This window comes from Bacillus sp. FSL P2-0099, assembly GCF_038007445.1.
GTDB lineage: Bacteria > Bacillota > Bacilli > Bacillales > Bacillaceae_G > Bacillus_A > Bacillus_A mycoides.
On sequence record NZ_JBBOXE010000001.1, the window covers coordinates 257,501 to 279,328 of the forward strand.

The following is a 21,828-nucleotide window of genomic DNA, read 5'->3' on the forward strand; positions in this document are numbered from 1 at the left end:
CCGACACAGGTAGGCGAGGAGAGAATCCTAAGGTGTGCGAGAGAACTCTGGTTAAGGAACTCGGCAAAATGACCCCGTAACTTCGGGAGAAGGGGTGCTTTCTTAACGGAAAGCCGCAGTGAATAGGCCCAAGCGACTGTTTAGCAAAAACACAGGTCTCTGCGAAGCCGTAAGGCGAAGTATAGGGGCTGACACCTGCCCGGTGCTGGAAGGTTAAGGAGAGGGGTTAGCGTAAGCGAAGCTCTGAACTGAAGCCCCAGTAAACGGCGGCCGTAACTATAACGGTCCTAAGGTAGCGAAATTCCTTGTCGGGTAAGTTCCGACCCGCACGAAAGGTGTAACGATTTGGGCACTGTCTCAACCAGAGACTCGGTGAAATTATAGTACCTGTGAAGATGCAGGTTACCCGCGACAGGACGGAAAGACCCCGTGGAGCTTTACTGTAGCCTGATATTGAATTTTGGTACAGTTTGTACAGGATAGGCGGGAGCCATTGAAACCGGAGCGCTAGCTTCGGTGGAGGCGCTGGTGGGATACCGCCCTGACTGTATTGAAATTCTAACCTACGGGTCTTATCGACCCGGGAGACAGTGTCAGGTGGGCAGTTTGACTGGGGCGGTCGCCTCCTAAAGTGTAACGGAGGCGCCCAAAGGTTCCCTCAGAATGGTTGGAAATCATTCGTAGAGTGCAAAGGCATAAGGGAGCTTGACTGCGAGACCTACAAGTCGAGCAGGGACGAAAGTCGGGCTTAGTGATCCGGTGGTTCCGCATGGAAGGGCCATCGCTCAACGGATAAAAGCTACCCCGGGGATAACAGGCTTATCTCCCCCAAGAGTCCACATCGACGGGGAGGTTTGGCACCTCGATGTCGGCTCATCGCATCCTGGGGCTGTAGTCGGTCCCAAGGGTTGGGCTGTTCGCCCATTAAAGCGGTACGCGAGCTGGGTTCAGAACGTCGTGAGACAGTTCGGTCCCTATCCGTCGTGGGCGCAGGAAATTTGAGAGGAGCTGTCCTTAGTACGAGAGGACCGGGATGGACGCACCGCTGGTGTACCAGTTGTTCTGCCAAGGGCATAGCTGGGTAGCTATGTGCGGAAGGGATAAGTGCTGAAAGCATCTAAGCATGAAGCCCCCCTCAAGATGAGATTTCCCATAGCGTAAGCTAGTAAGATCCCTGAAAGATGATCAGGTTGATAGGTTCGAGGTGGAAGCATGGTGACATGTGGAGCTGACGAATACTAATAGATCGAGGACTTAACCATATAATATGAAGCAACGTTATCTAGTTTTGAGAGAATATAAAAAACTTATTGACTTTTAGAGTGAATAAGTTATAATAATGATTGTCTCAAAAGAATAATGTCTGGTAATGATGGCAGAGAGGTCACACCCGTTCCCATACCGAACACGGAAGTTAAGCTCTCTAGCGCCGATGGTAGTTGGGACCTTGTCCCTGTGAGAGTAGGACGTTGCCAGGCTATTTATATCATCGCGGGGTGGAGCAGTACGGTAGCTCGTCGGGCTCATAACCCGAAGGTCGCAGGTTCAAATCCTGTCCCCGCAACCAAATGGTCCCGTGGTGTAGTGGTTAACATGCCTGCCTGTCACGCAGGAGATCGCCGGTTCGACCCCGGTCGGGACCGCCATTTTATATAAAGAAAAGAACGAAACAAGTTGTTTCGTATTTTTTTATTTGTTTTAACAAAAAACTAATAAAGACAGTCAAACTATCCTTAGGAAAACTCCTAAGGACTTTTTTATATATTTAAAACCTGTATAATAAAGAGCAGAGAACATTGTGAGTAAAGTAGGTGAAGTCTGTGAGTAAATATGAAATAACAACAAAATCTTCCGAAGAAACCCAGCGATTATCAGAAAAATTAGGGAGACTTGTAAAGGAAAAAGATGTAATTATTTTAGAAGGTGATCTTGGAGCTGGCAAGACGACTTTTACAAAAGGACTAGCAAAAGGTCTTGGAGTGAAAAGAGTCGTAAATAGTCCTACCTTCAATATTATTAAAGAATATAAAGGAAGATTACCGCTATATCATATGGATGTGTATCGTTTAGCGGAAAGTGAAGAAGATTTAGGATTTGATGAGTATTTCTATGGTGAAGGGATTACAGTAGTAGAATGGGCTCATTTAATAGAAGCATATTTACCGAATGAGAAGTTGCAAATTAGTTTATTCCATGCTGGAGATGATACAAGAAAAATTGTACTCGAGCCAATTGGAGATCGCTATATTAGATTATGTGAGGAGCTATTACAAGATGAAAGTACTAGCAATTGATACTTCAAATTACGTAATGGGTGTATCCCTTATTGAGGAAGGGAACGTGATTGGGGAAATCATTACAAATTTAACAAAAAACCATTCTGTACGTCTTATGCCAGCTGTAGAGAAACTGTTAAAAGAATGCGGTGTAAAACCGAAAGAATTGACTAAAATTGTTGTAGCAGCTGGACCGGGATCATATACAGGTGTTCGTATAGGTGTGACAGCGGCAAAAACATTAGCTTGGTCACTTCAAATACCAATTGTAGGTGTATCAAGTTTGGAAGTGGTGGCTGCAAATGGTACTAATTTTAATGGACTAATTTGTCCTTTATTTGATGGCCGACGTGGTCAAATTTACACGGGGTTATATACATATGAAGGAGAGCGTATAACTTCAATAGAAGAAGACCGAATTATTCTTATTGTTGACTGGTTGCAAATGTTAAAAGATAAAGAACAGCCTGTTTTATTTATTGGTAACGATGTTAAATTGCATAAAGAAACAATTGTAGAATATTTAGGTGATCAAGCTGTATTTGCTCCGTTCACTAAGAATAACCCAAGACCAAGTGAATTAGCATTTTTAGGATTACAAAAAGAAGAACAAGACGTGCATACGTTTGTTCCTAGCTATCTTCGTTTAGCTGAAGCTGAAACAAAATGGTTAGAAAGTCAAAAACAATAGGGGCCTACAGAAGATGGATATGATATTTAGAAAGATGGCACTCGATGATATTGCTCAAATTGTAGCTATTGAAGAAGCATCTTTTTCAACCCCTTGGACTGCAGATGCCTTTCACCGTGAATTAGAGGTGAATGAACATGCACATTATGTCGTGCTAGAAAAAGATGGTCTCGTAATTGGATATTGTGGATTGTGGATAATTATTGATGAATCACATGTAACAAATATAGCTATCCTGCCGGAATACAGAGGTCAAAAGCTAGGGGATGCCTTATTAAAAGAAGTCATTTCCGAAGCGAAAGGTTTAGGAGTAAAAACAATGACACTTGAAGTACGCATGTCAAATGAAGTAGCAAAGCAGTTATACAGAAAATACGGATTTCAAAATGGTGGGATTCGTAAACGATACTATGCAGACAATCAGGAAGATGGTCTTGTAATGTGGGTGAATATATAATGGAAAAAAATACGATTATACTTGGTATTGAAACAAGCTGTGATGAAACAGCTGTAGCAGTTGTTAAAAATGGAACGGAAATCATTGCGAATGTCGTTGCATCGCAAATTGAAAGTCATAAGCGTTTTGGTGGAGTTGTACCAGAGATTGCATCCCGTCATCATGTAGAAGAAATCACAGTTGTGTTAGAAGAAGCTTTAAAAGAAGCGAATATCACTTTTGAGGATATTGATGCAATTGCTGTAACAGAAGGACCAGGTTTAGTCGGAGCACTTTTAATAGGTGTAAATGCAGCGAAAGCTGTGGCTTTTGCTCATGATATCCCTCTAGTTGGTGTTCATCATATTGCTGGTCATATTTATGCGAATCGTTTAGTAAAAGAAGTACAATTCCCGTTACTATCGCTTGTTGTATCCGGTGGACATACGGAGCTTGTTTATATGAAAGAACATGGTTCATTTGAAGTGATTGGTGAAACGCGAGATGATGCGGCAGGAGAAGCTTACGATAAAGTAGCTCGTACATTATCAATGCCTTATCCAGGTGGTCCTCATATTGATCGCCTTGCGCATGAAGGAAAACCAACAATTGATTTGCCTCGTGCGTGGCTAGAACCTGATTCGTATGATTTCAGCTTTAGTGGATTGAAATCAGCAGTTATCAACACTGTGCATAACGCAAAACAGCGCGGTATAGAAATTGCACCAGAAGATTTAGCAGCAAGTTTCCAAGAAAGTGTAATAGATGTACTTGTAACGAAAGCGTCTCGTGCAGCAGATGCTTATAATGTAAAACAAGTGCTTCTTGCTGGTGGAGTAGCTGCTAATAAAGGGCTTCGTGCACGTTTAGCAGCAGAATTTGCACAAAAAGAAAATATAGAGCTAATTATTCCTCCTCTATCTTTATGCACAGATAATGCAGCGATGATTGCGGCTGCAGGTACAATTGCATACGAACAAGGAAAACGCGCTACATTAGCTTTAAATGCAAATCCAGGATTAGATATTGAAGCATAGTTATACACAAAATTAACCACAGCTTGTGGATAAAACCCGAATTATCTGTTGATAATTTGGGTTTTTTTGTGTACATAAAATGTGCATAACTTTTTATCAAGTTGTGGATAATGTGGAAAAGTTATTTGAAAGTTTATATTATAAAGGTGGATATGTGTATAACCTTGTGGATAACATAGAGGAAGTCTGACCTTTGAAGAAATTCTTTTTTGGGAAATAAAAAACAAAGAGATGTCCAAAAAACATTTTGAAACATCCTCCTCTTATTATATAAGGTGCTACTATTGTCAATCCTTGTCGAATGGTTTGTATAATTTCATTTATTATGGTATTGATTCCAAAACAGAAAATAAAAAGGAGGTCATCTCGTCAAAAAGCCCGACTTATGAGACATCCTCCTCTTTTAAATTCTCTTATATATGCAGTTCTTCCCATTCTGCCATACAAGCTTCAAGCTGTTCTTGCAGTGTTTGTTTTTTAGTTGTAATTTCACTAGCCTTTTCATAATCTGCATATATTTCTGGTAAGCAAAGTTGGTCTTCTAACGTAGCAATTTCTTCTTCTAAGCCTACGATATTTTGTTCCAGTTCTTCAATTTTTCGAGTACGTTGACGCTCTAACTGTTTACGTTCTTTTTCTTCGAGATAATTTAATTTTTCTTGTGCCACCACTTTTTGAACAGGTACTTCATCTTCTTGCTCTAGTTCCGCACGTTCAATCATTTCATTTTTCTTTTCAACGTAATAATCGTAATCACCTAAATATTCTTGTGCACCTTCTGTTGATAACTCAACAACGGTTGTCGTTACGCGATTAATAAAGTAGCGGTCATGAGAGACGAATAGAAGAGTACCTGGGTAATCAATTAAAGCATTCTCCAAAATCTCTTTACTATTTAAATCAAGATGGTTTGTTGGCTCATCGAGAATTAATAAATTGGATTTTTGCATCATAAGTTTTGCAAGAGCTAGTCGAGCCTTTTGTCCACCACTAAGAGAAGATACTGGTTTGAGTACATCATCCCCTGTGAATAAAAAGTTGCCTAGTATAGTGCGAATTTCTTTTTCAGGTTGCAGGGGATATTCATCCCATAATTCATTTAAAACTCGCTTCGACGATGTTAAGTTGGCTTGTTCTTGATCATAATAACCAACAGATACACTTGAGCCGAAAGCAACGTTTCCATGTAATAGCTGTAACTTATTCACAATGGATTTTAATAATGTAGATTTTCCAATTCCGTTTGGCCCAACTAAGGCAACACTGTCACCGCGAGTTAAGCGCATATTTACATGTTCAATAATCGGTTCCTGATAATAGCCAATAGTTGCATCTTTCACTTGTAAAACATCATTTCCACTTTGTTTTTCAATATCGAAGTGGAAGGAAGCTGATTTAGAATCGCCTAATGGTTTAGTTAATACTTCCATTCTGTCTAATTGTTTACGGCGACTTTGAGCGCGTTTTGTCGTAGATGCACGAGCTATATTTTTTTGTACAAAGTCTTCCAGTTTAGAAATTTCATCTTGTTGTTTTTCATAACGCTTCATTTCTTGCTCGTATAGAGCTGATTTTGAGTCTAAATATTTACTGTAGTTACCAACAAATCGTCGGCTTTCCTTATTAGAAATTTCGTATACTTGTGTAACAAGTTTATCTAAGAAATAACGGTCATGGGAAACGATTAAAATCGCGCCAGGATAGCCTTGTAAATATTGTTCAAGCCATGTTAGTGTCTCAATATCCAAATGGTTTGTAGGTTCGTCTAAAATAAGTAAGTCTGGTCTAGTTAATAATAATTTCCCGAGAGCTAATCGAGTCTTTTGTCCACCACTTAATGTGGAAATTTTCGTCTGATGCGTTTCAACTGGGAAGCCAAGACCGCTTAAAATTGAGCGTATATCCGCTTCGTACTGATAGCCGCCTTGATCTTTATAATCTAATTGTAATTGGTCATAGTCAGCTAATAATTTCTCATATATAGCCGCATTTGAAAAGTTTTCTTCTTTTCCCATCTCTTGCTCTAGCCTTCGAAGTTTTGTCTCCATCTGCTGCAAGTGTGTAAAGACGGTTAACATTTCATCCCAAATTGTTAAAGACGTTTCGAGTCCAGTATTTTGAGCTAAATACCCCATTGAGACATCTTTCGGTTTTATAATTTCACCACCATCATGAGATAACTCGCCAGCTATTATTTTTAATAATGTAGATTTTCCAGCTCCATTTCGTCCGACTAATGCGATACGATCTTTTGTTTGTACTTCCAATTTTATGTTTGCAAGAATCGTTTCTGCACCGTATAATTTCGAAAGCCCATTCACTTGTAATAATATCAATGTTTTCACCTCAAATAATTTCTTAACTTTGCCATGTTTATATTTCTCAATCATACTAAAAATAGTGTATAGTTTAAAATAAAGAGAGAATACTTCTTCTCTTTATTATACAAGGAAATTCATGAGTACTAAACTTCTGTATTTGATTCAAGTATAAGAATAAAGATAGGAAGAGAGGAGAGGTTATATGGATCAGCAAAAAATTCCACAGGCCACTGCCAAACGATTGCCTCTATACTATCGATTTATCCAAAACTTATCTCTTTCTGGTAAGCAACGTGTTTCATCAGCCGAATTGAGTGAAGCGGTAAAGGTTGATTCCGCAACTATTCGAAGAGATTTTTCATATTTTGGAGCGTTAGGGAAAAAAGGATATGGATATAACGTAAATTATTTATTATCATTTTTCCGTGAAACACTCGACCAAGATGATATAACACGCGTGGCACTTATTGGAGTAGGTAATTTAGGGACCGCTTTCTTACATTATAATTTCACGAAAAACAATAATACAAAAATTGAAATGGCGTTTGATGTTAGTGAAGAGAAAGTTGGAACAGAAATCGGAGGCATTCCTGTATATCATTTGGATGAATTAGAAGAACGTTTATCAACTGATATACAAGTGGCAATATTAACGGTACCCGCTACAGTAGCGCAATCTGTGGCAGATAGATTGGCAGAAACGAACGTGCATGGTATTTTAAATTTCACACCAGCACGCTTAAATGTGTCAGAGAATATAAGGATTCATCACATTGATTTAGCTGTAGAGTTACAAACTCTTGTTTACTTTTTGAAGAATTATCCACAATAAAACGCAGAGGAGATGACCTCTGCGTTTTATTATTGTTTTTTCTTTGTGAATTTAACTAAGATAAGGCGAAGTGCCAAATTAAAATCAATTGTTGCCATAACTGCAAATAGTATTGTCCACATATTCCAGATTGTATCTGTTACGTTCGTAATGGCGAAGCGTGTAAAGATACATCCAAGAAGAAAGTACAATGCAGCCATGAACAATGGTGAGTTTCTCATACTAAAAATCCTCCGATAAAGCCTTGCATTTTTTCAGCTTCTTTAATCATTTCTTGAATTTGCTCATTGCTCATAAAAATTTGTCCAATAGCGACTAATGTATTCATTGCCACATGGGCTGCTATAGGAACGATAATGCGTTTCGTTTGTACATATAAAAAGGCGAATACGAGCCCCATAGAAGTGTATACCAATAAGTGAGTAAAATCAAAATGAATCGCCGCGAATACAAGTGAACTAATGATAGCAGCAACAAAGAAATTAAATCTCTTATAAAGTGTGCCAAATAAAATTTTTCTAAATACGATTTCCTCTAAGATAGGTCCGATTATAGATACAACAATGAGGAACCAAGGTGTCGTTCTTGCAATTTCCATCAGCTTCATTGTATTTTCCGAACCTTGTTTAATTCCTAGTAGACGCATTTCGATCATACCGGCAATTATTTGGGAAGAGAAAGCTAAGAGAATACCGATTATAATCCAACCAACTGTAGCTGGGATCGTAACACGCATTTTATCTAAATGCCTGTCACGAATATCTATTCTAAGTAACCAAAGCACGATACATAATGCAACAAAGAAGCTAATGATTGCCCAATGTCCCGTTATGATTTGACCTTTTTCCTCCATGGTAAATCCTCTATTATCATAGAGTCCTGTTTTTAGGAGTAGTGGTAAGCCAACAATTCCAGATAACTGCATTAAAATGTATGTAACGATAATCCACCAATATTGTTTCTTCAAATGGTTTAACCATCCTTTCTAACTCTAGTGTATGAGATAAGGTAGGATAACATGTAAATATGCTACCTACGATATAAACTTTCATTTGAATTATATTTTTTTTGTAAATAAGTATTTGAAAATAAAATAGGAGACAGGAAAAAGTTGTACGTTTAGCGAAAACAACTTAGGGTGTCTTTCATATTGTAACATACAAGAAGTGGGAACAACGATTCATATAGTAAAGGCAGTAGGAGAAGTAATGATATATAGGAAAGTGCATAAAGTAATTTGCGAAAAAATTATGATTTTTTTACTTGCAAAAGAAATTGAGATTATTTATTATTAGAAGTGTGTTAGCACTCGTGTGACTTGAGTGCTAATAAATAAAATTTACATAACAAAATGAGGAGGTTATTGTTCATGCTAAAGCCATTAGGTGATCGCGTTGTAATTGAACTTGTTCAAGCAGAAGAAAAAACAGCAAGTGGTATTGTATTACCAGAAACTGCAAAAGAAAAACCACAAGAGGGTAAAGTTATTGCAGTAGGTACAGGCCGAGTGCTTGAAAATGGTGAGCGTGTTGCTTTAGAGGTAGCAGCAGGTGATCTTATCATCTTCTCAAAATATGCAGGTACTGAAGTGAAATACGAAGGTACAGACTACTTGATTTTACGTGAAAGTGACATTTTAGCAATTATCGGTTAATTATATACATTTTAAAAATCCAAGGGGGTCAATTATTATGGCAAAAGATATTAAATTTAGTGAAGAAGCACGTCGTTCGATGCTTCGCGGTGTCGACACTCTTGCAAACGCAGTAAAAGTAACGCTTGGACCAAAAGGTCGTAACGTTGTACTTGAGAAAAAATTCGGTTCACCACTTATTACAAATGACGGTGTAACAATCGCAAAAGAAATCGAATTAGAAGATGCATTCGAAAACATGGGTGCGAAATTAGTAGCAGAAGTTGCTAGCAAAACAAACGATGTAGCTGGTGACGGAACGACAACTGCAACTGTATTAGCGCAAGCTATGATTCGTGAAGGTCTTAAAAACGTAACAGCTGGTGCAAACCCAATGGGTCTTCGTAAAGGTATCGAAAAAGCTGTTACTGCTGCAATTGAAGAATTAAAAGCGATTTCTAAACCAATCGAAGGTAAATCTTCTATCGCACAAGTAGCTGCTATTTCTTCGGCTGACGAAGAAGTAGGTCAATTAATCGCTGAAGCAATGGAGCGCGTTGGTAACGACGGCGTTATTACTTTAGAAGAATCTAAAGGATTCACAACAGAATTAGACGTAGTAGAAGGTATGCAATTTGATCGTGGATATGCATCTCCTTACATGATTACTGATTCTGACAAAATGGAAGCAGTTCTTGATAACCCATACATTTTAATTACTGACAAAAAGATTTCTAACATCCAAGAAATCTTACCAGTATTAGAGCAAGTGGTACAACAAGGTAAACCACTTCTTATCATTGCTGAAGATGTAGAAGGCGAAGCGTTAGCTACATTAGTAGTGAACAAACTTCGTGGTACATTCAATGTAGTTGCTGTTAAAGCTCCTGGATTTGGTGACCGTCGTAAAGCGATGCTAGAAGATATCGCAATCTTAACTGGTGGCGAAGTAATCACTGAAGAATTAGGACGTGACTTAAAATCTGCTACAGTTGAATCTTTAGGACGTGCTGGTAAAATTGTTGTAACGAAAGAAAACACAACTGTAGTTGAAGGTATTGGAAATTCACAACAAATCGAAGCTCGCATCGGTCAAATCCGCGCGCAATTAGAAGAAACTACTTCTGAATTCGATCGTGAAAAATTACAAGAGCGTCTTGCTAAACTTGCGGGCGGTGTAGCAGTAATTAAAGTAGGTGCAGCAACTGAAACTGAGTTAAAAGAGCGCAAACTTCGCATTGAAGATGCACTTAACTCAACTCGTGCAGCAGTAGAAGAAGGTATCGTTGCAGGTGGTGGTACTTCACTTATGAACGTATACACAAAAGTAGCTTCTATCGTAGCTGAAGGCGACGAAGCAACAGGTATCAACATCGTACTTCGTGCACTAGAAGAGCCAGTTCGTCAAATCGCAATCAACGCTGGTCTAGAAGGATCTGTAGTTGTAGAGCGTCTAAAAGGCGAAAAAGTAGGCGTTGGTTTCAACGCAGCTACTGGCGAATGGGTTAACATGCTTGAGTCTGGTATCGTAGATCCAGCTAAAGTAACTCGTTCTGCACTTCAAAACGCAGCATCTGTTGCAGCTATGTTCTTAACAACTGAAGCTGTAGTTGCTGACAAGCCAGAACCAAATGCACCAGCAATGCCTGACATGGGCGGCATGGGCATGGGCGGTATGGGCGGAATGATGTAATTCCGTTCTCCCGAAAAACATCCACTTCTATATAGAAGTGGATGTTTTTTTATGTTTTTGAGCGCAGGAAAATAATTTCTGTAGAATTTTGTCGCTTTCTCTCTTGACCATACCGATACTTCATTGTTAGAATCTAGGAAGATAATATAAAACAATCCTTCATATATCCTCGATGATATGGTTTGAGAGTCTCTACCGGGTTACCGTAAACAACCTGACTATGAAGGCAGTGCGTCTTATATTTATAAAGAGCGGAAGACTATCTTTCTTTATAAAGCCAGACCCCTGCCTTTTCTTTGTCATGAGACTAGAGGCGGAGGACTGGCTTTTTTTATTATATTAGTAATGCTTTTCGCCAAATTGGTGAAAATATTTATATACGAGAACTAACGTTGGGGTGATTATTTTGAAGAAGCAGCATGATACAATTATCGTTTTAGATTTTGGGAGTCAGTACAATCAGTTAATAGCACGTCGAATTCGTGAGTTCGGTGTATACAGTGAACTTCATCCACATACAATTACTGCAGAAGAAATTAAAGCAATGAATCCAAAAGGGATTATCTTCTCTGGTGGACCAAATAGTGTATACGGTGAAGGTGCATTACATTGTGATGAAAAAATCTTTGAACTAGGATTACCGATTTTCGGTATTTGTTACGGTATGCAGCTTATGACGCAACACTTCGGTGGGAAAGTAGAACGTGCAAACCACCGTGAGTACGGAAAAGCTGTTCTTAAAGTAGAGAACGAATCAAAATTATATGCGAACCTTCCAGAAGAGCAAGTTGTATGGATGAGCCATGGTGACTTAGTAACTGGTTTACCTGAAGGGTTCGTAGTAGATGCAACAAGTGAGTCTTGTCCAATTGCTGGTATGAGCAATGAAGCGGAAAACTTATACGGTGTACAATTCCACCCAGAAGTACGTCACTCTGAGCACGGTAACGATTTAATTAAAAACTTCGTATTCGGCGTATGTGGTTGTTCTGAAGGATGGAACATGGAGAACTTTATTGAAGTAGAATTAGAGAAGATCCGTGAAACTGTTGGAGACAAAAAAGTATTATGCGCACTTAGTGGCGGTGTAGACTCTTCTGTTGTAGCAGTATTAATTCATAAGGCAATTGGTGACCAATTAACATGTATTTTCGTGGATCACGGTTTACTTCGTAAAGATGAAGCAGAAGGTGTTATGAAAACATTTAGCGAAGGCTTCCATATGAACGTTATTAAAGTGGATGCACAAGAGCGCTTCATGAACAAGTTAAAAGGTGTAGAAGATCCAGAGCAAAAACGTAAAATCATCGGTAATGAATTCATTTACGTATTTGATGATGAAGCTTCTAAATTACAAGGAATGGACTTCCTAGCGCAAGGTACACTTTACACGGATATCGTTGAAAGTGGTACAGCAACTGCACAAACAATTAAATCTCACCATAACGTTGGTGGACTTCCAGAAGACATGCAGTTCAAATTAATTGAGCCTTTAAATACTTTATTTAAAGACGAAGTACGTGTATTAGGATCAGAACTAGGAATTCCTGATGAAATCGTATGGCGTCAACCATTCCCAGGCCCTGGTCTTGGTATTCGTGTATTAGGTGAAATTACAGAAGAGAAATTAGAAATCGTTCGTGAATCTGATGCGATTTTACGTGAAGAAATTATAAAAGCAGGATTAGACCGCGAAGTTTGGCAATACTTCACTGCGCTTCCTGGTATGCGTAGTGTAGGTGTTATGGGTGACGAGCGTACTTACGATTACACAGTAGGTATCCGTGCAGTAACATCTATCGATGGTATGACAGCTGACTGGGCACGTATCCCTTGGGACGTATTAGAGAAAATCTCTGTACGTATCGTAAACGAAGTAAAACACGTTAACCGTATCGTGTATGATATAACAAGTAAGCCACCAGCAACTATTGAGTGGGAATAGTATTGTAATAAAAAAGATCCATCTATCGTTCATGTATAGATGGATCTTTTTGTTTTCACCCTTAATACGAACGAAAATATAAAAATTTATAAAAATGTTCGTTTTTAAATTGACAAAACCACCTCATCGAGTTAATATGAGTATGTAATTCAAACGAAAAGTGAATATTATGCCGTCGTATAATATCGGGGATATGGCCCGAAAGTTTCTACCTAGCTACCGTAAATGGCTTGACTACGAGGCGTTTTGATAAAGATGAGGGGAAACTTGTCTTTATTCATAGAACGCTTCCATGTATATGCAATGGAAGCCTTTTTTATTTTTATAGATAAAAGAGGGCTAGGGGAAATACGGCGAGTAATCATATAACGGGGGAAACGTAAGATGAAACGCTATTTTCAGTTTGATGAACTCGGCACAAATTATAAAACAGAGTTCATAGCAGGTTTAACGACATTTCTATCTATGGCTTACGTACTATTTGTCAATCCTGCTACGCTGTCGCTTGGAAATGTTAAAGGATTACCGGCAGGTACAGGAATGGATCCAGGTGCAGTATTCGTTGCTACAGCATTAGCAGCGGCGATTGGTTCGTTAATTATGGGGATATTTGCGAAGTATCCGATTGCTTTAGCGCCAGGTATGGGAATAAACGCGTTCTTTGCTTATACAGCGGTGTTAACGATGGGAATTCCGTGGCAAACGGCAATTGCTGGAACATTAATGTCAGGTATTATCTTTATTATTCTTACTGCTTCAGGTATTCGTGAAAAAATCATTAATGCAATTCCAGTAGAGTTAAAGTTTGCAGTAGCGGCGGGTATTGGATTATTCATTGCCTTCCTTGGATTCCAAAACGCTGGAATTATCGTAAAGAATGATGCTGTTCTTGTTGGGTTGGGGGACTTAACAAAGGGCACAACGTTACTAGCAATCTTCGGAGTTGTTACTACAATCATTTTCATGATTAAAAAAATAAATGGTGCAGTTTTCTACGGTATGATCCTTACGGCGATCTTAGGAGTAGCGACTGGATTAATTGATACACCAAAAGCTGTAGTGGGAGCAATACCGAGTCTAGAACCAACGTTCGGGGTAGCATTAACTCACTTTGGAGACATTTTCACTGTTGAAATGGCGATTGTTATTATAACGTTCTTCTTTATCGATTTCTTTGATACAGCAGGTACGCTTGTAGCGGTTGCGAATCAAGCGGGATTAATGAAGAACAATAAATTACCACGTGCAGGTAAAGCGTTATTTGCAGATGCGATTGCAACTGTAATTGGTGCGATTTTAGGTACATCAACAACAACGTCTTACATTGAATCGTCTGCGGGGGTAGCAGCAGGAGGACGTTCTGGATTTACAGCGGTTGTAACAGCAGGGTTCTTCTTACTGGCACTATTCTTCTCGCCGCTATTAAGTGTTGTGACACCAGCTGTAACAGCGCCAGCATTAATTATTGTAGGGATCTTGATGGTTTCATCTTTAGGAGAAATTGATTGGAAGAAATTTGAGATTGCAGTGCCAGCGTTCTTTACTATCATTTCAATGCCACTTACGTATAGTATCGCAACAGGAATTGCAATCGGGTTTATCTTCTATCCAATTACAATGGTTGTGAGTGGTCGTCGTAAAGAGATTCATCCAATTATGTATGTTATGGGAGTTTTATTCATACTATATTTCATCTACGTTCGTAAATAAAAGGGGTTTTTTGAAAGGTCTAGACTTGAGGGGAGTCTAGACCTTTTTTGCGTCTTCAGAAAATCTTAAGGATTTCCGAGCGTTTTTCTTCAGAAGTTTTCTTATAATAGAAGTTAGGGATTAAAAAAGTGATGGGGGAGATAGTATGGCCGGGGAAACGATACTTGTCGTAGATGATGAAAAAGAAATTAGGAACCTTATTACAATTTATTTAAAGAACGAAGGATATAAAGTACTGCAAGCAGGGGACGGAGAAGAAGGGTTACGTATATTAGAAGAAAATGAAGTGCACTTAGTCGTATTAGATATTATGATGCCGAAAGTAGATGGTATTCATATGTGTATGAAAGTAAGGGAAGCGAAGGAAATGCCGATTATTATGCTTTCGGCAAAAACGCAAGATATGGATAAAATTTTAGGATTAACAACAGGTGCAGATGATTATGTAGCAAAACCGTTTAACCCGTTAGAGTTAATCGCAAGAATTAAATCGCAGCTACGTCGTTATATGAAAATGAATGGCTTTGCTATTCAAAATGAGGACGAGTTAGAAATTGGAGAGATGAAAATAAACATCTCCACTCATACAGTCATTGTGGATGGAGAAGAAGTGAAACTGACCCCGAGGGAATTTTCAATTTTAGAATTACTAGTCCGTAATCCGGGGATGGTCTTTAGTGCGGAACAAATTTATGAAAAGGTTTGGAACGAAAGATCTTTCCAGTCGGATAACACGGTAATGGTTCATATTCGGAAAGTGCGTGAAAAGATTGAGGAGAATCCAAGGAAGCCAATATATATAAAAACAGTATGGGGAGTGGGGTATAAGATTGAAAAAGATATTTAATCCATTTACTTATGTTAGGAAAATTCGAGAATTAATTGGAAAGATAGTGAAGAGTGTGAAACGGAGTATACGAATTCAACTTATTACTGCGTTTACTGCTTGTGCGTTGTTAGGGATTTTGTCAGCGAAGGCAGCAGCACCGTTTTTTGAGAATGCGAATCGAGAGGCGACGATCGATTATCGGGTTGGTATGGAACAAATTAATCAACAAGCTCAAAGCGTGGCAAGTAGTTCAGTTCATGAAAATAAATTAGAAGCTATATCAACTATGATTGAAATAGAGAATCAAAATTTAGAACAAAACTCTAGAGCTTTAAAAGTATTGGTCACTGACGAGAGCGGTAAAGTTTTATATAAAACGAAGCAGGCGCAAGAAGAGCAAATTGATTTGCATAATACAATTCGTAATGCATCATCGTTTGCGATTAATTATATGAATGGTAGAAAAGAATTTGAAAGTACGAGAAAAGAATTTATAGCTTTTGCACCTATTACAATAGAAGATAAGAATTTATACATGTTTGTTAGTGGGATTCCAGAAGGTGAAGTAATATATGATACGCAAGAAGGACCGTTTCCGTTTTTCATAGGTGTACTTGTATTTATTTTCTCTTTCTTCTATACAACAAAGAGAAAGATGAAGCAAATTGAAGCGATGGCACAAGGTGTAAAGGAAATAGAAAAAGGAAACTTAGCGTACCGTATTGAGAAAAAAGGTGAAGATGAGATTGCGTCTTTAACTGAGAATATTAATAATATGGCGGAAGAGCTTATGAATAATATAGAAAAGGAACGTAAATTAGAGAAGCAAAAGAATGAGCTTATTACGAATGTATCACACGATTTACGTACACCACTGACTTCTATAATGGGTTACTTGCGATTACTTCGAGATTCTAAATATGAAAGTAAAGAACAACATGATGAGTATACGAGAATTGCTTTTGCGAAGTCGGAGCAGTTAAAGAATTTAATAGAAGATTTATTTGAGTATACGAAGTTAACAAATGAGCAAGTTATATTGGAAAAACAAGAGGTTTGTATAAATGAGTTATTGGAGCAATTAATAGAAGAGTTAGTACCGCAAGCAGAAGAGCATGGCCTTATGTTTGTTAAGAAGTTTCCTGAGGAACGTGCATATGCGATGATTGATTCGGAAAAGATGGTCCGTGTATTCGACAACTTACTAATGAATGCAATTAAGTATAGTAAAGATGACGGAGAGATAAAAGTTTCTCTTCAAAGGCAGCGCAGGAATATACAAATTGTTATTGCGAATCATAGTGAAGAGTTTACGAGAGAAGAGTTAGGGAACTTGTTTGAACGGTTTTACAAGAAAGATCAATCTAGAAGTAGAGTAACAGAAGGTTCGGGGCTCGGATTAGCTATTGCGAAAAGTATTGTTGAGTTGCAAGGTGGTAGTATTCGAGCTGAGTATGAGGACGGGATCGTTCAGTTCATCGTTTCATTACCAATTATAGAAAAATAATAAATGAATAGAATGTTATAGGATAAAAAGGCTTATTTTAAAAGGGATAAGCCTTTTTATATTTTTTTAGAAAAACATATTGACGATTAGAGTTTAGAGGTGTAATATAGGACAAGTCGCCGATAGCAACAACGCAGAAAGCGACAAAACAAAATGAAAAACTTAGTTGACATTGAAATATGAAAATGTTAACATAAGGGAGTCGCAAATGAGCGACAGACAAGTTCTTTGAAAACTGAACGAAACAAACAACGTGAACGTCAATTTTTATTTTTAGATGCTAGACAAACTAACTTTATTGGAGAGTTTGATCCTGGCTCAGGATGAACGCTGGCGGCGTGCCTAATACATGCAAGTCGAGCGAATGGATTAAGAGCTTGCTCTTATGAAGTTAGCGGCGGACGGGTGAGTAACACGTGGGTAACCTACCCATAAGACTGGGATAACTCCGGGAAACCGGGGCTAATACCGGATAATATTTTGAACTGCATAGTTCGAAATTGAAAGGCGGCTTCGGCTGTCACTTATGGATGGACCCGCGTCGCATTAGCTAGTTGGTGAGGTAACGGCTCACCAAGGCGACGATGCGTAGCCGACCTGAGAGGGTGATCGGCCACACTGGGACTGAGACACGGCCCAGACTCCTACGGGAGGCAGCAGTAGGGAATCTTCCGCAATGGACGAAAGTCTGACGGAGCAACGCCGCGTGAGTGATGAAGGCTTTCGGGTCGTAAAACTCTGTTGTTAGGGAAGAACAAGTGCTAGTTGAATAAGCTGGCACCTTGACGGTACCTAACCAGAAAGCCACGGCTAACTACGTGCCAGCAGCCGCGGTAATACGTAGGTGGCAAGCGTTATCCGGAATTATTGGGCGTAAAGCGCGCGCAGGTGGTTTCTTAAGTCTGATGTGAAAGCCCACGGCTCAACCGTGGAGGGTCATTGGAAACTGGGAGACTTGAGTGCAGAAGAGGAAAGTGGAATTCCATGTGTAGCGGTGAAATGCGTAGAGATATGGAGGAACACCAGTGGCGAAGGCGACTTTCTGGTCTGTAACTGACACTGAGGCGCGAAAGCGTGGGGAGCAAACAGGATTAGATACCCTGGTAGTCCACGCCGTAAACGATGAGTGCTAAGTGTTAGAGGGTTTCCGCCCTTTAGTGCTGAAGTTAACGCATTAAGCACTCCGCCTGGGGAGTACGGCCGCAAGGCTGAAACTCAAAGGAATTGACGGGGGCCCGCACAAGCGGTGGAGCATGTGGTTTAATTCGAAGCAACGCGAAGAACCTTACCAGGTCTTGACATCCTCTGAAAACTCTAGAGATAGAGCTTCTCCTTCGGGAGCAGAGTGACAGGTGGTGCATGGTTGTCGTCAGCTCGTGTCGTGAGATGTTGGGTTAAGTCCCGCAACGAGCGCAACCCTTGATCTTAGTTGCCATCATTAAGTTGGGCACTCTAAGGTGACTGCCGGTGACAAACCGGAGGAAGGTGGGGATGACGTCAAATCATCATGCCCCTTATGACCTGGGCTACACACGTGCTACAATGGACGGTACAAAGAGCTGCAAGACCGCGAGGTGGAGCTAATCTCATAAAACCGTTCTCAGTTCGGATTGTAGGCTGCAACTCGCCTACATGAAGCTGGAATCGCTAGTAATCGCGGATCAGCATGCCGCGGTGAATACGTTCCCGGGCCTTGTACACACCGCCCGTCACACCACGAGAGTTTGTAACACCCGAAGTCGGTGGGGTAACCTTTATGGAGCCAGCCGCCTAAGGTGGGACAGATGATTGGGGTGAAGTCGTAACAAGGTAGCCGTATCGGAAGGTGCGGCTGGATCACCTCCTTTCTATGGAGAATTGATGAACGCAGTTCATCAATAAACGTTGACTTGTTTTGTTTCGTTCAGTTTTGAGAGAACTATCTCTCAAGTTTAAATGTATGTTCTTTGAAAACTAGATAACAGTGTAGCTCATATTTTTTTAATTTTAGTTTGGTTAAGTTAGAAAGGGCGCACGGTGGATGCCTTGACACTAGGAGTCGATGAAGGACGGGACTAACGCCGATATGCTTCGGGGAGCTGTAAGTAAGCTTTGATCCGAAGATTTCCGAATGGGGAAACCCACTATACGTAATGGTATGGTATCCTTACCTGAATACATAGGGTATGGAAGACAGACCCAGGGAACTGAAACATCTAAGTACCTGGAGGAAGAGAAAGCAAATGCGATTTCCTGAGTAGCGGCGAGCGAAACGGAATCTAGCCCAAACCAAGAGGCTTGCCTCTTGGGGTTGTAGGACATTCTATACGGAGTTACAAAGGAACGAGGTAGACGAAGCGACCTGGAAAGGTCCGTCACAGAGGGTAATAACCCCGTAGTCGAAACTTCGTTCTCTCTTGAATGTATCCTGAGTACGGCGGAACACGTGAAATTCCGTCGGAATCTGGGAGGACCATCTCCCAAGGCTAAATACTCCCTAGTGATCGATAGTGAACCAGTACCGTGAGGGAAAGGTGAAAAGCACCCCGGAAGGGGAGTGAAAGAGATCCTGAAACCGTGTGCCTACAAATAGTCAGAGCCCGTTAATGGGTGATGGCGTGCCTTTTGTAGAATGAACCGGCGAGTTACGATCCCGTGCGAGGTTAAGCTGAAGAGGCGGAGCCGCAGCGAAAGCGAGTCTGAATAGGGCGTTTAGTACGTGGTCGTAGACCCGAAACCAGGTGATCTACCCATGTCCAGGGTGAAGTTCAGGTAACACTGAATGGAGGCCCGAACCCACGCACGTTGAAAAGTGCGGGGATGAGGTGTGGGTAGCGGAGAAATTCCAATCGAACCTGGAGATAGCTGGTTCTCCCCGAAATAGCTTTAGGGCTAGCCTTAAGTGTAAGAGTCTTGGAGGTAGAGCACTGATTGAACTAGGGGTCCTCATCGGATTACCGAATTCAGTCAAACTCCGAATGCCAATGACTTATCCTTAGGAGTCAGACTGCGAGTGATAAGATCCGTAGTCAAGAGGGAAACAGCCCAGATCGCCAGCTAAGGTCCCAAAGTGTGTATTAAGTGGAAAAGGATGTGGAGTTGCTTAGACAACTAGGATGTTGGCTCAGAAGCAGCCACCATTTAAAGAGTGCGTAATAGCTCACTAGTCGAGTGACTCTGCGCCGAAAATGTACCGGGGCTAAATACACCACCGAAGCTGCGAATTGATACCAATGGTATCAGTGGTAGGGGAGCGTTCTAAGTGCAGTGAAGTCAGACCGGAAGGACTGGTGGAGCGCTTAGAAGTGAGAATGCCGGTATGAGTAGCGAAAGACGGGTGAGAATCCCGTCCACCGAATGCCTAAGGTTTCCTGAGGAAGGCTCGTCCGCTCAGGGTTAGTCAGGACCTAAGCCGAGGCCGACAGGCGTAGGCGATGGACAACAGGTTGATATTCCTGTACCACCTCTTTATCGTTTGAGCAATGGAGGGACGCAGAAGGATAGAAGAAGCGTGCGATTGGTTGTGCACGTCCAAGCAGTTAGGCTGATAAGTAGGCAAATCCGCTTATCGTGAAGGCTGAGCTGTGATGGGGAAGCTCCTTATGGAGCGAAGTCTTTGATTCCCCGCTGCCAAGAAAAGCTTCTAGCGAGATAAAAGGTGCCTGTACCGCAAACCGACACAGGTAGGCGAGGAGAGAATCCTAAGGTGTGCGAGAGAACTCTGGTTAAGGAACTCGGCAAAATGACCCCGTAACTTCGGGAGAAGGGGTGCTTTCTTAACGGAAAGCCGCAGTGAATAGGCCCAAGCGACTGTTTAGCAAAAACACAGGTCTCTGCGAAGCCGTAAGGCGAAGTATAGGGGCTGACACCTGCCCGGTGCTGGAAGGTTAAGGAGAGGGGTTAGCGTAAGCGAAGCTCTGAACTGAAGCCCCAGTAAACGGCGGCCGTAACTATAACGGTCCTAAGGTAGCGAAATTCCTTGTCGGGTAAGTTCCGACCCGCACGAAAGGTGTAACGATTTGGGCACTGTCTCAACCAGAGACTCGGTGAAATTATAGTACCTGTGAAGATGCAGGTTACCCGCGACAGGACGGAAAGACCCCGTGGAGCTTTACTGTAGCCTGATATTGAATTTTGGTACAGTTTGTACAGGATAGGCGGGAGCCATTGAAACCGGAGCGCTAGCTTCGGTGGAGGCGCTGGTGGGATACCGCCCTGACTGTATTGAAATTCTAACCTACGGGTCTTATCGACCCGGGAGACAGTGTCAGGTGGGCAGTTTGACTGGGGCGGTCGCCTCCTAAAGTGTAACGGAGGCGCCCAAAGGTTCCCTCAGAATGGTTGGAAATCATTCGTAGAGTGCAAAGGCATAAGGGAGCTTGACTGCGAGACCTACAAGTCGAGCAGGGACGAAAGTCGGGCTTAGTGATCCGGTGGTTCCGCATGGAAGGGCCATCGCTCAACGGATAAAAGCTACCCCGGGGATAACAGGCTTATCTCCCCCAAGAGTCCACATCGACGGGGAGGTTTGGCACCTCGATGTCGGCTCATCGCATCCTGGGGCTGTAGTCGGTCCCAAGGGTTGGGCTGTTCGCCCATTAAAGCGGTACGCGAGCTGGGTTCAGAACGTCGTGAGACAGTTCGGTCCCTATCCGTCGTGGGCGCAGGAAATTTGAGAGGAGCTGTCCTTAGTACGAGAGGACCGGGATGGACGCACCGCTGGTGTACCAGTTGTTCTGCCAAGGGCATAGCTGGGTAGCTATGTGCGGAAGGGATAAGTGCTGAAAGCATCTAAGCATGAAGCCCCCCTCAAGATGAGATTTCCCATAGCGTAAGCTAGTAAGATCCCTGAAAGATGATCAGGTTGATAGGTTCGAGGTGGAAGCATGGTGACATGTGGAGCTGACGAATACTAATAGATCGAGGACTTAACCATATA

At 41.1% G+C, this 21,828-nt stretch carries 14 protein-coding genes, 2 tRNA genes, 4 rRNA genes and 2 riboswitches (1 of these 22 running past the window's edge); of the genes, 17 read left to right on the forward strand and 3 right to left on the reverse strand.

Annotation, left to right across the window (positions count from 1 at the left end; all coding sequences use genetic code 11):
* The 8 genes from MKY90_RS01480 to tsaD all read left to right on the forward strand — a co-directional run.
* Positions 1 to 1,262 (forward strand): 23S ribosomal RNA (locus MKY90_RS01480); it begins 1,660 nt to the left of the window's first position.
* 100 nt (positions 1,263 to 1,362) lie between these two features.
* A 5S ribosomal RNA gene (gene rrf, locus MKY90_RS01485) occupies positions 1,363 to 1,478 on the forward strand.
* Positions 1,479 to 1,490: 12 nt separating this feature from the next.
* Positions 1,491 to 1,567: transfer RNA gene (locus MKY90_RS01490), tRNA-Met, on the forward strand.
* A gap of 3 nt (positions 1,568 to 1,570) precedes the next feature.
* Positions 1,571 to 1,646: transfer RNA gene (locus tag MKY90_RS01495), tRNA-Asp, on the forward strand.
* 174 nt (positions 1,647 to 1,820) lie between these two features.
* A complete protein-coding gene (gene tsaE / locus MKY90_RS01500) occupies positions 1,821 to 2,294 on the forward strand; it encodes a tRNA (adenosine(37)-N6)-threonylcarbamoyltransferase complex ATPase subunit type 1 TsaE (protein ID WP_002009995.1) in 474 nt (157 codons plus the stop codon).
* Positions 2,275 to 2,967: a tRNA (adenosine(37)-N6)-threonylcarbamoyltransferase complex dimerization subunit type 1 TsaB gene (tsaB, locus tag MKY90_RS01505; protein WP_002124827.1), complete on the forward strand. Its 693-nt coding sequence runs from the start codon at positions 2,275 to 2,277 to the stop codon at positions 2,965 to 2,967. Before tsaE ends, tsaB begins: the two co-directional genes overlap by 20 nt.
* A 13-nt stretch (positions 2,968 to 2,980) precedes the next feature.
* Positions 2,981 to 3,424 carry a ribosomal protein S18-alanine N-acetyltransferase gene (gene rimI / locus MKY90_RS01510; RefSeq protein WP_002063534.1) on the forward strand — a complete coding sequence of 148 codons (444 nt, stop codon included), beginning with the start codon at positions 2,981 to 2,983 and terminating at the stop codon, positions 3,422 to 3,424.
* Positions 3,424 to 4,440 carry a tRNA (adenosine(37)-N6)-threonylcarbamoyltransferase complex transferase subunit TsaD gene (gene tsaD / locus MKY90_RS01515; protein ID WP_002009991.1) on the forward strand — a complete coding sequence of 339 codons (1,017 nt, stop codon included), beginning with the start codon at positions 3,424 to 3,426 and terminating at the stop codon, positions 4,438 to 4,440. The genes rimI and tsaD overlap by 1 nt, the downstream gene beginning before the upstream one ends.
* A 413-nt stretch (positions 4,441 to 4,853) precedes the next feature.
* On the opposite strand, the gene abc-f is transcribed toward tsaD, so the two are convergent.
* A complete protein-coding gene (gene abc-f, locus MKY90_RS01520; protein WP_341090144.1) occupies positions 4,854 to 6,776 on the reverse strand; it encodes a ribosomal protection-like ABC-F family protein in 1,923 nt (640 codons plus the stop codon).
* A gap of 187 nt (positions 6,777 to 6,963) precedes the next feature.
* On the opposite strand from abc-f, the gene MKY90_RS01525 reads away from it, so the two are divergent.
* The gene (locus MKY90_RS01525) at positions 6,964 to 7,593 is read left to right on the forward strand and encodes a redox-sensing transcriptional repressor Rex (RefSeq protein ID WP_000372704.1); all 630 of its coding nucleotides are present in this window, start codon (positions 6,964 to 6,966) and stop codon (positions 7,591 to 7,593) included.
* 29 nt (positions 7,594 to 7,622) lie between these two features.
* On the opposite strand, the gene MKY90_RS01530 is transcribed toward MKY90_RS01525, so the two are convergent.
* Both MKY90_RS01530 and MKY90_RS01535 read right to left on the reverse strand, forming a co-directional pair.
* Positions 7,623 to 7,814: a YdiK family protein gene (locus MKY90_RS01530; protein WP_001246201.1), complete on the reverse strand. Its 192-nt coding sequence runs from the start codon at positions 7,812 to 7,814 to the stop codon at positions 7,623 to 7,625.
* Complete coding sequence (locus MKY90_RS01535) at positions 7,811 to 8,560, reverse strand: CPBP family intramembrane glutamic endopeptidase (protein WP_002063533.1); 750 nt, start codon at positions 8,558 to 8,560, stop codon at positions 7,811 to 7,813. The genes MKY90_RS01530 and MKY90_RS01535 overlap by 4 nt, the downstream gene beginning before the upstream one ends.
* Positions 8,561 to 8,962: 402 nt before the next feature.
* On the opposite strand from MKY90_RS01535, the gene groES reads away from it, so the two are divergent.
* The 8 genes from groES (at position 8,963) to MKY90_RS01575 (ending at position 21,825) form a co-directional block, all read left to right on the forward strand.
* Positions 8,963 to 9,247, forward strand: coding sequence for a co-chaperone GroES (gene groES / locus MKY90_RS01540; protein WP_002009985.1), 285 nt, complete (start codon positions 8,963 to 8,965; stop codon positions 9,245 to 9,247).
* A gap of 37 nt (positions 9,248 to 9,284) precedes the next feature.
* Positions 9,285 to 10,919 (forward strand): chaperonin GroEL, encoded by a 1,635-nt coding sequence (gene groL / locus MKY90_RS01545; protein ID WP_002029451.1) that lies wholly within the window; start codon positions 9,285 to 9,287, stop codon positions 10,917 to 10,919.
* A 139-nt stretch (positions 10,920 to 11,058) separates the two neighbouring features.
* Positions 11,059 to 11,160: riboswitch (purine riboswitch) on the forward strand.
* Positions 11,161 to 11,325: 165 nt separating this feature from the next.
* Entirely contained in the window at positions 11,326 to 12,864 is a 1,539-nt protein-coding gene (guaA, locus tag MKY90_RS01550) for a glutamine-hydrolyzing GMP synthase (RefSeq protein WP_122974556.1), read from the forward strand.
* Positions 12,865 to 13,019: 155 nt separating this feature from the next.
* A riboswitch (purine riboswitch) is annotated at positions 13,020 to 13,121 on the forward strand.
* Between the two features lie 127 nt (positions 13,122 to 13,248).
* Positions 13,249 to 14,574, forward strand: a complete 1,326-nt coding sequence (locus MKY90_RS01555) for an NCS2 family permease (RefSeq protein WP_078207011.1) — start codon at positions 13,249 to 13,251, stop codon at positions 14,572 to 14,574.
* A gap of 145 nt (positions 14,575 to 14,719) precedes the next feature.
* On the forward strand, positions 14,720 to 15,421 hold the full coding sequence (locus tag MKY90_RS01560; protein WP_002029454.1) for a response regulator transcription factor: 702 nt from the start codon (positions 14,720 to 14,722) through the stop codon (positions 15,419 to 15,421).
* On the forward strand, positions 15,405 to 16,910 hold the full coding sequence (locus MKY90_RS01565; protein ID WP_341090147.1) for a sensor histidine kinase: 1,506 nt from the start codon (positions 15,405 to 15,407) through the stop codon (positions 16,908 to 16,910). Before MKY90_RS01560 ends, MKY90_RS01565 begins: the two co-directional genes overlap by 17 nt.
* A gap of 295 nt (positions 16,911 to 17,205) precedes the next feature.
* Positions 17,206 to 18,757: ribosomal RNA gene (locus tag MKY90_RS01570) — 16S ribosomal RNA — on the forward strand.
* A gap of 146 nt (positions 18,758 to 18,903) precedes the next feature.
* Positions 18,904 to 21,825: ribosomal RNA gene (locus MKY90_RS01575) — 23S ribosomal RNA — on the forward strand.
* Together the 16S and 23S rRNA genes form the textbook arrangement of a ribosomal RNA operon.
* Positions 21,826 to 21,828: the final 3 nt, after the last annotated feature.

Bases quoted from the DNA above. Each gene is read 5' to 3' on its own strand.
- tsaB (WP_002124827.1), top strand. From the start codon at position 2,275: ATGAAAGTACTAGCAATTGATACTTCAAATTACGTAATGGGTGTATCC.
- rimI (WP_002063534.1), top strand. From the start codon at position 2,981: ATGGATATGATATTTAGAAAGATGGCACTCGATGATATTGCTCAAATT.
- tsaD (WP_002009991.1), top strand. From the start codon at position 3,424: ATGGAAAAAAATACGATTATACTTGGTATTGAAACAAGCTGTGATGAA.
- MKY90_RS01525 (WP_000372704.1), top strand. From the start codon at position 6,964: ATGGATCAGCAAAAAATTCCACAGGCCACTGCCAAACGATTGCCTCTA.
- MKY90_RS01530 (WP_001246201.1), bottom strand. From the start codon at position 7,814: ATGAGAAACTCACCATTGTTCATGGCTGCATTGTACTTTCTTCTTGGA.
- groES (WP_002009985.1), top strand. From the start codon at position 8,963: ATGCTAAAGCCATTAGGTGATCGCGTTGTAATTGAACTTGTTCAAGCA.
- groL (WP_002029451.1), top strand. From the start codon at position 9,285: ATGGCAAAAGATATTAAATTTAGTGAAGAAGCACGTCGTTCGATGCTT.
- MKY90_RS01555 (WP_078207011.1), top strand. From the start codon at position 13,249: ATGAAACGCTATTTTCAGTTTGATGAACTCGGCACAAATTATAAAACA.
- MKY90_RS01560 (WP_002029454.1), top strand. From the start codon at position 14,720: ATGGCCGGGGAAACGATACTTGTCGTAGATGATGAAAAAGAAATTAGG.